Here is a 10,061-nt window from a genome sequence, read left to right on the forward strand (position 1 = left end):
TTTTGCTGTAAACGGCTGGCCCCGCATTCCGGAACAAGGCGGCGATAAAAAAGATGAAGCGGGAACAAATTGCGGCTCAATTGTATACGCTAAGGGATTATTGCAAGGATGAGGCGGGGTTGCGGGCTTCCTTGCGCAAGGTGAAGGCTATTGGCTATTCAGCCGTTCAGGTTTCGGGAATTGGCCCTATACCGGCGCATGCGGTCAAATCGGCCGCAGATGATAACGGACTTGCCATCTGCGCCACTCATGTTGGGTTTGACGCGTTGACCGAAAGACTGCAGGAAACAATCGCGACGCATAAGCTTTGGAATTGCCGTTATGTAGGATTAGGCTCCATACCGGAGCGCTATCGGGGAAGCGCCGACGGCTATGCCGCTTTTGCGGAAGCCGCATCGGAAATCGGCAAGCAGCTTCTGGAGCATCGCCTCCATTTTGTTTATCACAACCACCGCTTTGAATTCCAGCGCTACGGAGCAAGAAACGGCATGGACATTTTGCGCGAGCAGAGCCATCCCGAAGCTTTTGGCTTTGAGCTGGATACCTATTGGGTCCAGGCGGGCGGAGTAAATCCCGTTGATGCCATTCATCAGGTAAAAGGGCGTATGGCGGTTGTTCATCTGAAGGACATGGCCATTATAAATGACGCTCAATGCTTTGCGGAGATCGGGGAGGGCAATATGAATTTTCCGGCGATTATCCAGGCTTGCCGTGATATCGGAACGGAGTGGTATGTCGTGGAGCAGGATGAATGCATGCGCGATCCCTTTGAAAGCCTTGAGATCAGCTACCGCTATTTGAGCGGTTTGGCTCAGGCTTAAAGCTGAATTAACAGAGGTTTAGCAGCAGAAATCCGGTTTAACGCCTGAAGTTGACAGATACTAAAAGGGTATAGCAAACCGGGATTTAACAAATAAAGTAAATAAAGTTGAAAACGGAGCTGCCCTAAAAGCCAAGTGGAAGTAATAACTATTCAGCAAAGAGGAACGGACGGAAAAGGGTGTCTTGAGGGCGAGTTTTTTTGCCCGCAAAAATGTTTGAGCATCCAAGACACCCTTTTCCGGGAGTGGCCGGTTTTGCTGAATACTTATTTAACGTTACAGAACTTTCGGACAGCCCCGTTCAGCCTTATAGCGATTGAATATAATTGCGGTAATAGGAATTGCCGTTGCGGCGGTCGAAGCGGTCAGCCAATAGCAGCGCATCCTCGCGGAATGCGGCGGCAAGAGGTCCCGCATTGCCTTTGCTCCCGCCAGCTTGTCCATCCATTCCGGCAAGATGCGGGCTTGATTCCGGCAGTCTTGCGTTGACGGCAACGGATTCACCCGACAAAAGCTCCAGCAGCGCCGAAGAATGGGCGAGAAACATCATTTTATCAAACGGATTTTCATGGCCTAGCATGCTGGGATAATGACGCTCCAGCAGCTCCAGCCCCTTAAACGGGTCTGTTTTGGACAAATAATAAATATGCTCGCCCTGATGCTGAAGGAAATCCAGGTTGTTTTTGATGAGCTTATAGCCTCTTTTTTGCTGCTTTTCAGCTTCCTCCACCAGTCCCAGACGATATAGCGGCAGCAGCACCTTGGAGATGGTCACATGCGGAACCTCGCCGCAGGTCATTTTCCCCTTCAGGATCGGCTTGGCGGCTTCCAGCGTCGCTTCGTCGTCTCCGACGGCAGCGGCGTATTCCACCAGACGGTTTTGCTCGCAGGCGGTGCAGTCGCTCATCAAATCGTCTTCCATGCTTCTGAATTTCTTCAGATATTCTCCTGCCTCCTCGACCTTTCCTTGCTGAAGGAGATTGACCGAAATATAGAAAAAGTAGGTCCGATCGCTATAGCCGTTCTCCTTGTAGCGTTTCCGCATATCCTCCAGCAGCTCGTCGATTTGCGTCAGCGGAATATCCGGGAAACAGGATATTTTGTCCAAAATCCACTTGTAGCTCCATAACAAATCGTATTCATCGAATAAATCCTGATTTTTATCATATTGGCCAAGTATCCATGAAAAAGCAACCAGTGCTTTCATGGGATAGCCGTTAAACGTGGCGTTTTCCACAATCATGCTGCGTGCCTCGTAGGCAGACTCAATATCGTTGCTGAGATCGGCTACGCGCGCAGCCTCCTCCAGCAGATTGATTTTGGCCAGGCCATCCGGTAAATCATATACTTCTTCCATTAATTCTTCATAGCTTTTGCTCATACTGTAGTTCCTCCATTATGGTCTTTTGACGACAGGCCCCAGTCGATAAATTGAATAATCCCGCTGTTCAATACACTCAGCTCCTGACGATTCATGGGGTAATGCCCCATCATCAAGGCATTGACGTACAACATTTTGATCGCAATTGGCAAAATAGCGTTTTTCCCAGATTGGAACAAACGGCTGATGACCGGGTTATCCAGATTCAGATACAACGTTGCATATCCGGCATTTTGCAGGCCGGCGCTCAGGTTGCCCAACACGGATGAAAACAGATCCGTCGCTGCTTCCCTCGTAAGCTCCAGGGAGCGCAAATCGGAGGATTCCTTGGACAGCGTATAGAGAGCGGGCAGCTCCGACGGCTTGAAGCGCTTGAGCTGAACCTGCGTGCGGAATTCCTGCAATACGGCGTCCGCTTCGCGCGTTGCTTCGTAATAGTTTCTGCGTTCCTCCGCTGTCAGATCGGTGAAGGTAAAGGAAACGTCCTCTGGCAGCAGCCGCTCAACCTCTGCGCCGTTATGAACAAGCGGCAGCCGGGACATAAGCTCGTAGTCATAGATATACCCGCCATTAACAACCACAAGCGATTGGGCGGCGGCAACATGCGTAATTTGGCGGTATTCATCCAGCGTTAGCGTGTAATACAGATGCTTGTGCTCCTGAAGCAGCTCGCCAAGCTCGCGCTGACCGATACTGCTATGAAAAGGAAGCCAGCGGTAAATAATCCGGTAGAACTGCTCATCCTCCACGGCAAGGGCCTTCATGGATAAAGCGTGAGAGCCGATAATGGCTTGCAGGCGGTCGGGGGCGAGCTCTGCCATCGTCATTAATTCACTGCGGATAGCTTCACCCAGCTCGCCTCTAACCTCCTCCAATTGATCATTCTCATAAAAATGCTCCCTTGAAGCCGTAAGCTGCAATTCATCGCTCCAGATGAGACATTTGACGAAGAAGGCCCATTCAGGCAAAATATTTTCCGCTTTTTCGGAGACAAGCATATTTTTTAAATAGACGCGATGAGCCCGTTTGGCATTTAAATTAACGCCTTGGGGCAGGATGTAAGCAATGCCCCCTGTGCGGCCGGAAGCGGTTTGCAGCGGAATAAAATCCTTGAAACGGTCTCCCAGCAGCCGCTCGCCCCATGCCAAAACCTCGGCCTTATGGCTTCGAGCCATATCGGGATGCTTGATCCAGATCGGCAAAGCCTCGTTAATTTGCTTGAAGCCTTGCTCCGTCTGCAAGGTAATGGGGTACGGCAGCAGCGCGCCATAATAATAGATGGAGCTTTCCAGAAACTCCTGTTCAAAATAAGCCTCGCTCCCCGGCTTGCAGCGAAGAAATACTCTTGTTCCCGGCGTCAGCTCCGTATCCAGCTTGCGTATGGAATAAGTGCCGTCCGGCTTGCCGCGCCACTCCAGCGACGGGCCGCCCTTTGCGGATTGCGTCAGCACAACGATTTCATCGCTGACCATAAAGCAGGAAAGCAGGCCGATGCCGAAACGGCCGATAAAAGAAGTAGGCTGGGCAAGCAGATCGCCGCTTCGTTTGGAGGATTGGCCGATTACGGCCAGAAACTCATGGATATTTTCTTCGGTCAGGCCAATGCCGTTGTCCTGTATCGTCAAGGTGGCCGGACCGCCTGCGCCTGTAACGTCTATTTTGATGGAGCCTTCCGCTAATGGTTCATTTTCCCTTCTGGCCGTTACGGCGTCTACCGCGTTTTGCAGCAGTTCCCGCAAATAGACCTTGGGCGAGCTGTACAAATGATTGGACAGGATGTCGATCATCCCGCCCAGGTTTACTTGAAATCGATAGTTATCATGCTGGCTCATAGCCTCTCCATCCCCCTGAACATTTGTTCGTCTTCGCCATTTATTTTACTAGATTGGAAAATAATTCGCCAGCAACCTGCCCCCTCTTTGTCAAAACGGTACAATGGAACTAGGCAAGGAGTACGATGAAATACCCTACAAGGGTATCGTAAATAATAATTGACTAATATAGGGTGGGGGGGTATACTGAGGACATAAATCGGCAGCGGGAGTTGAATAAGATGCAAGCAAACATAGGGAAAGAGCAAGAAGATGTAGCCGAGCAGCATTCAAACGTTCAGGTTACGTTAGATATAACAGGAATGACCTGTGCGGCATGCGCTAACCGGATCGAAAAGGGATTGGGCAGGATGGCAGGCGTCGCCAGCGCCAATGTCAATTACGCGATGGAAACCGCCAGCGTTGCCTTTGCCCCGGATGCGGTAACGGCAGAGGATTTACAGAACAAGGTAAAGCAGCTTGGTTATGGGGCCGTTCTGAAGCAGGAGAAGGAAAACAAGGAGCAGCGCAAAAAGGAGGAAGCAGCGAGGCACAAGCGGAAGTTCTGGCTTGCAGCGGTGTTGTCCTTGCCCCTGCTATGGAGCATGGCGGGACATTTTGGCTTTACCTCATGGATGTATGTTCCCGATTTGTTCATGAATCCGTGGTTCCAGCTCATCGTGGCCGCCCCGGTTCAGTTTTATGTGGGCGCGCCGTTTTATGCCGGCGCCTACAAGTCGCTCAAAAGCCGCGGCGCCAATATGGATGTGCTGATTGCGCTTGGCACGTCGGCGGCTTATTTTTACAGCGTATACCTGACGCTGGACTGGTTCCGGGGTGGAGGGGAAGCTCATCACGCGCCTTCGCTTTATTTTGAAACAAGCGCAGTGCTTATTACTCTTGTTGTTCTTGGAAAATGGTTCGAGAGCATGGCAAAAGGCCGCACCTCCGACGCGATTCGTTCGCTTATGGGATTGCAGGCCAAGACGGCTCATGTGCTGCGGAACGGGGAAGAGCTGAGAATTCCGATCGAAGAGGTGCTTGTTGGCGATCTCGTGCTGGTAAAACCCGGCGAAAAGGTTCCGGTGGACGGAGTGGTAGTGGACGGCTCTTCTTCAGTCGACGAATCCATGCTGACGGGAGAAAGCATTCCGGTAAGCAAGCGGGCGGGCGACCCCGTCATCGGGGCGACCTTGAACAAAAACGGCCTGCTGCAAATCAAGGCCGAAAAAATCGGCAAAGATACGGCGCTTGCGCAAATTATTAAAATCGTTGAGGAAGCCCAAGGCTCCAAAGCGCCCATTCAGCGGATCGCGGACGTTATTTCCGGCATTTTTGTTCCTATCGTCGTTGCTATCGCGGCGCTTGCTTTTGTCCTGTGGTATTTCCTGATTGAGCCCGGCAATGTGGGCGGGGCGCTGGAGAAAAGCATTGCGATTTTGGTTATCGCATGTCCTTGTGCCTTAGGGCTGGCAACGCCAACCTCGATTATGGCGGGCTCGGGACGCGCAGCAGAGCTGGGCGTGTTGTTCAAGGGCGGAGAGCATCTGGAGAAAACGCAGGAAATCGATACCGTTCTGCTGGACAAAACAGGTACGGTTACGGTAGGCAAGCCGGAACTGACGGATGTTGTTGCGGTTTATGATGAAGCCGAAATGCTGGCTTTGGCGGCAGCGGCGGAGAAGGGCTCGGAGCATCCCCTGGCGGAGGCTATCGTTGCCGGAGCGGAGCAGCGGGGCATCCGGCTGCCGCAGACGGATGCTTTTGAGGCTATTCCGGGTTATGGCGTCAAGGCTGCTGCTGCGGGGCGCAGCATTTTGATCGGCACTCGCAGGCTAATGGCGGCTGAAGGCATTGATGCTTCAAAGGCCTATGACAAAATGGCGGAGCTGGAGAGCAAGGGGAAGACCGCTATGCTGGTTGCCATTGACGGCGAATATGCGGGAATGCTTGCCGTTGCGGACACGGTTAAGGCAACCTCCGCTTCGGCTATTGCAAGACTGAAGGAAATGGGCCTTGAGGTTGTCATGATTACCGGGGACAATGAAGCAACCGCCAAAGCCATTGCCGCAGAGGTAGGCATAACCCGCGTTCTGGGAGAGGTGCTGCCTGAGGGCAAGGCCGAAGAGGTCAGAAAGCTGCAGGAAAGCGGCAGGAAGGTCGCCATGGTTGGCGACGGCATCAACGATGCCCCGGCGTTGGCGACCGCAACGATTGGCATGGCGATTGGCACCGGCAGCGATGTAGCGATGGAGGCCGCCGATGTAACGCTTATGCGGGGCGACTTGTCGGCCATCGCCGATGCCATTGCGATGAGCCGCAAAACGATGTCCAACATTAAGCAAAACCTGTTTTGGGCGCTGGGCTACAACACGCTTGGCATACCGATTGCTGCAATTGGCCTGCTTGCCCCATGGGTAGCGGGAGCGGCGATGGCGCTAAGCTCGGTATCCGTCGTATTAAACTCGCTCAGATTGCAGCGGATGAAGCTGTAACTACCATGAAGATGTAGCTCCCATGAAGCTGTAACTGTATGAGACTGTAACTATGAAGATGAACTCCCATGAAGCTGTAACTGTATGAATCAATGTTAGTCAGGACAGTAGTACATGAAACGGTAAGAAGCGATTTGTATGGATCGGAAATACATTAACCTGGTGCACAACCAAGCGTACGAGGCTAGGAGTGATGTCACAAAGCCGAGCGTACGAGGCTAGGAGTGATGTCACAAAGCCGAGCGTATGAGGCTAGAAGTGATGTCTCAAAGCCGAGCGTACGAGGCTAGAAGTGTGTCACAAAGTCGAGCGTACGAGGCTAGAAGTGATGTCGTAAAGTCGAGCGTACGAGGCTAGAAGTGTGTCACAAAGTAGAGCGTATGAGGCTAGAAGTGATGTCACAAAGTAGTGTTTCGTCTAGTGGTCTAAGAGGTAGCAAAAAGGTGGGCCAGTCGGTGAAAATACCGGCTGGCTTTTCGTTATTGAGGAAATACCAGCCCAATGTGCACAAGTTGTACGATTTTTCATACAAAATAATAGTGTACCCGTTGGAATAGAGGCAAGTTGTATGAAATATCGTACAAAATGAAAGTGTTGCTACTCCCAAAATTAGGGATTTGTACGATTTATCGTACAAAGTAGCTGAAATGACACGGAACCGGCTCACTTTTATACGAAAAATCATACAAAGCGCCTCTTTTTGATTTTTTGTTGTTAATCTTTTGCAGAATGAAGGGATGGAACGGGTTTGAGAGGGCAGTCTATAAATACTAATCATAAAGGAGACCACCGTCAGCCAACCTGCCCCATCAACTGTCATTCCAAAGAGAATACCTGTTATCCAAACGCCGTCATCAACTGTCATTCCAAAGAGAATGCCTGTTATCCAAACACCGTCATCAACTGTCATCCCAAAGAGAATGCCTGTTATCCAAATGCAGTCATCGACTGTCATCCAGTCGCCGTCATCCATTGTCATCCAAACGTTATCCAAAGGAAATGGGCTATCTTCTAAAGGCCCAAAATTGTGCTTGACGAGTGACCAATTAAAATATATACTTAATAACAAATAGTAAGTAACATTTCAATATATAGATATTTACGAAATGAATGGACCGAGGTGAAAAAGATGTCTTATAAGGTGCATCCCGACACGAGGCTTGGAGCCGTTAAGCTGCGCGTCAGCAATTTGACTCGTTCACTTGCCTTTTATCAGGATATTATTGGTTTTTCCCTGCTGAAGCAGGAAGGTGACACAGCAGAGCTGACTGTAGATGGCAAAAATGCTTTGCTGGTCCTTCAAGAGGTGCCAAATGCTGTCGTTATTCCGCCTCAATCGGCCAGCGGGTTATATCATTACGCTATTCTGCTGCCTTCCCGCAAAGCGTTGGGCGTCTCGCTCAAGCGGCTTGTTGATGCTGGACTTCGGGTTGGGCAAGCGGACCATCTCGTCAGCGAAGCATTGTATCTGTCGGACCCCGATTTGAACGGCATCGAGATTTATCGCGACCGTCCAAGGGAAGAATGGAAGTATAACCCGCAAGGTTATGTCAATATGGCTACCGACCCTATCGATTGGGAGGGGCTGCTGAAGGAAGGCGAAGGCGAGCCTTGGACCGGATTGCCGGAAGGAACGACGATCGGTCATGTTCATTTTCATGTAGGCGATATGTCCAAAGCCAAACGTTTTTATAGCGAAGCGCTAGGCTTTGATATTGAAGCGGATATGATGCGAATGGGCGCTTTGTTTCTTGGGGCCGGCCGCTACCATCACCATATTGGGCTTAACTTATGGGCTGGAGCGGGAGCGCCTCCTGTACCCCCGAACGGAACGGGAATCCACTATTTTACCATCGTTGCGCCTAATCGCGAGGAACTGGACAAAACGGCAAAATCGGCGGAAGAATACGGATTTCAGGTGGAGACAGACGGCGTTATCAAATGGTTAACGGATCCATACGGGATCAAAATCAGATTAATTGCAGAATAAGCATAGCCAGACTTTAGGAAAGGAGGTTTGCGGCATGAAAATAGCCATCATTGGAGCATCCGGCAAAGCGGGCAAGCTGATTGCGGAAGAGGCGCTAAGCCGAGGACATGCAGTAACGGCCTTTGTTAGGGACGCATCCAAAATCAGTGACAGCAGGCTTACCGTTAAGGAGCAGGATGTGTTTCAGCTAACAACAGAAGATTTGACTCCTTTTGATGTGGTCGTTAACGCTTTTGGCGCCACGCCAGGCAACGAAGCGGCTCATGTGGAAGCGGGCAATGTGCTGATTGACGCATTAAAAGGCGTAAGCGGCACACGATTGTTTGTTGTTGGCGGCGCTGGCAGTCTGTATGTGGACGAGGCTGCAACTGTCCGTTTAATGGACACGCCGAATTTCCCCAAGGAGTATTATGCTACAGCAAGCAATCAGGGTGAAAACCTGAATCTGTTGCAGAAAACGGCGGGATTAAATTGGACCTTCCTGAGTCCAGCTGTATTTTTTGATCCCCAGGGCAAAAGAACAGGCGCTTATAAAGCAGGCAAGGATCATTTGCATTTTAACAGCCAAGGCAAAAGCTATATCAGCTATAGCGATTACGCAATTGCGGTGGTTGATGAAATAGAGGAACCCAAATCGGTAAACGCAAGGTTCTCCGTAGTAGGGGAAGAATAAAAAAACATACAATTATTGGAGGAGTTTACATTATGGGAATTATGGACAGCTTGTTTGGACAAGGAAAAAAATCGGAAAACGGAGCAAAAAGCTTTAACGAAGCAATTGAAAGCAGACGTTCTATCTATGCAATCAGCTCGGAGAAGGTTGTTTCCGACGAGCGCATTCAGGAAGTCGTTAATCATGCCGTAAAGCATACGCCATCTTCCTTCAACTCCCAAAGCGCACGCGTGGTCGTTTTGGCTGGCGAGCAGCATAAAAAGCTGTGGAACCTGACAACAGAAACATTGAAGGCTATTGTACCCGCTGACCAATTTGGCCCGACACAGGAAAAAATGAATGCTTTTGGCGCTGGCTACGGCACGGTCCTGTTCTTCGAGGACACTGAAGTTATCGAAGGCTTGCAAAAGCAATTTGCCGCTTATGCCGACAATTTCCCGATCTGGTCCAATCAATCCAACGGCATGCTGCAGCTGGTAGTCTGGACTGCGCTTGAGCAAGAAGGCTTTGGAGCAACGCTCCAGCACTACAATCCGCTGATCGACGATGCCGTCAAAGCGGAATGGAGCATTCCTGCAAGCTGGAAGCTGATTGCCCAAATGCCGTTTGGCAAACCGGTAGCGCCTGCTGGCGAAAAGCAATTTGCACCGCTTGAAGGCCGCGTGAAATTTATTAAGTAAGGAAGGGCAGAGCCTTGCCGCTATACGCGGCCGCGCCTCCTCAATAGCGCGCTTCTGAGGTTTTTTATTTCCTTGCACCCCAAAACCGTCTGCAAAACAAGGCGCCCGCCGCCTCCGTCTTGCAGGCGGTTTTTTTTCTACGACGGACCAATTAACTAACAAGGATTTCCATAAGCCTCTGTCGAAGTGTTAACTATCCACTTTAATGGA

The 10,061-nt window shown here is 50.6% G+C and carries 8 protein-coding genes; 5 read left to right on the plus strand and 3 right to left on the minus strand.

What is annotated here, in order from left to right; all coding sequences use genetic code 11:
* Positions 1-53 precede the first annotated feature (53 nt).
* Positions 54-821 carry a sugar phosphate isomerase/epimerase family protein gene (locus A7K91_RS11050; RefSeq protein ID WP_068682580.1) on the plus strand — a complete coding sequence of 256 codons (768 nt, stop codon included), beginning with the start codon at positions 54-56 and terminating at the stop codon, positions 819-821.
* 307 nt (positions 822-1,128) lie between these two features.
* Here A7K91_RS11050 and A7K91_RS11055 read toward each other — a convergent pair whose 3' ends face one another.
* Positions 1,129-2,202 (minus strand): hypothetical protein, encoded by a 1,074-nt coding sequence (locus A7K91_RS11055; protein ID WP_068682582.1) that lies wholly within the window; start codon positions 2,200-2,202, stop codon positions 1,129-1,131.
* Positions 2,199-4,034, minus strand: coding sequence for an HSP90 family protein (locus tag A7K91_RS11060; RefSeq protein ID WP_068682584.1), 1,836 nt, complete (start codon positions 4,032-4,034; stop codon positions 2,199-2,201). Before A7K91_RS11060 ends, A7K91_RS11055 begins: the two co-directional genes overlap by 4 nt.
* Before the next feature lie 221 nt (positions 4,035-4,255).
* Between A7K91_RS11060 and A7K91_RS11065 the strand changes: the two genes are divergently transcribed.
* Entirely contained in the window at positions 4,256-6,508 is a 2,253-nt protein-coding gene (locus tag A7K91_RS11065) for a heavy metal translocating P-type ATPase (RefSeq protein ID WP_068682586.1), read from the plus strand.
* Between the two features lie 364 nt (positions 6,509-6,872).
* Here the strand turns inward: A7K91_RS11065 and A7K91_RS11070 are convergent, their stop codons facing one another.
* Positions 6,873-7,487, minus strand: a complete 615-nt coding sequence (locus A7K91_RS11070) for a hypothetical protein (protein ID WP_068682588.1) — start codon at positions 7,485-7,487, stop codon at positions 6,873-6,875.
* Positions 7,488-7,637: 150 nt separating this feature from the next.
* Here A7K91_RS11070 and A7K91_RS11075 point away from each other — a divergent pair, with 150 nt between their 5' ends.
* The 3 genes from A7K91_RS11075 to A7K91_RS11085 are packed head-to-tail and all read left to right on the plus strand — an operon-like array spanning position 7,638 to position 9,851.
* The gene (locus A7K91_RS11075; RefSeq protein ID WP_068682590.1) at positions 7,638-8,498 is read left to right on the plus strand and encodes a VOC family protein; all 861 of its coding nucleotides are present in this window, start codon (positions 7,638-7,640) and stop codon (positions 8,496-8,498) included.
* A 34-nt stretch (positions 8,499-8,532) separates the two neighbouring features.
* Positions 8,533-9,171, plus strand: a complete 639-nt coding sequence (locus tag A7K91_RS11080) for an NAD(P)-dependent oxidoreductase (RefSeq protein ID WP_068682592.1) — start codon at positions 8,533-8,535, stop codon at positions 9,169-9,171.
* A gap of 32 nt (positions 9,172-9,203) precedes the next feature.
* The gene (locus A7K91_RS11085) at positions 9,204-9,851 is read left to right on the plus strand and encodes a nitroreductase family protein (protein ID WP_068682594.1); all 648 of its coding nucleotides are present in this window, start codon (positions 9,204-9,206) and stop codon (positions 9,849-9,851) included.
* Positions 9,852-10,061 lie beyond the last annotated feature (210 nt).

Origin of the sequence: Paenibacillus oryzae, from assembly GCF_001675045.1 — a bacterium.
GTDB classification, from domain to species: domain Bacteria; phylum Bacillota; class Bacilli; order Paenibacillales; family Paenibacillaceae; genus Pristimantibacillus; species Pristimantibacillus oryzae.

What these genes read in the sequence shown, in the direction of transcription:
- A7K91_RS11065 (WP_068682586.1), top strand. Translation starts at nt 4,256, where the DNA reads ATGCAAGCAAACATAGGGAAAGAGCAAGAAGATGTAGCCGAGCAGCAT.
- A7K91_RS11060 (WP_068682584.1), bottom strand. Translation starts at nt 4,034, where the DNA reads ATGAGCCAGCATGATAACTATCGATTTCAAGTAAACCTGGGCGGGATG.
- A7K91_RS11050 (WP_068682580.1), top strand. Translation starts at nt 54, where the DNA reads ATGAAGCGGGAACAAATTGCGGCTCAATTGTATACGCTAAGGGATTAT.
- A7K91_RS11070 (WP_068682588.1), bottom strand. Translation starts at nt 7,487, where the DNA reads ATGACAATGGATGACGGCGACTGGATGACAGTCGATGACTGCATTTGG.
- A7K91_RS11080 (WP_068682592.1), top strand. Translation starts at nt 8,533, where the DNA reads ATGAAAATAGCCATCATTGGAGCATCCGGCAAAGCGGGCAAGCTGATT.
- A7K91_RS11075 (WP_068682590.1), top strand. Translation starts at nt 7,638, where the DNA reads ATGTCTTATAAGGTGCATCCCGACACGAGGCTTGGAGCCGTTAAGCTG.
- A7K91_RS11055 (WP_068682582.1), bottom strand. Translation starts at nt 2,202, where the DNA reads ATGAGCAAAAGCTATGAAGAATTAATGGAAGAAGTATATGATTTACCG.
- A7K91_RS11085 (WP_068682594.1), top strand. Translation starts at nt 9,204, where the DNA reads ATGGGAATTATGGACAGCTTGTTTGGACAAGGAAAAAAATCGGAAAAC.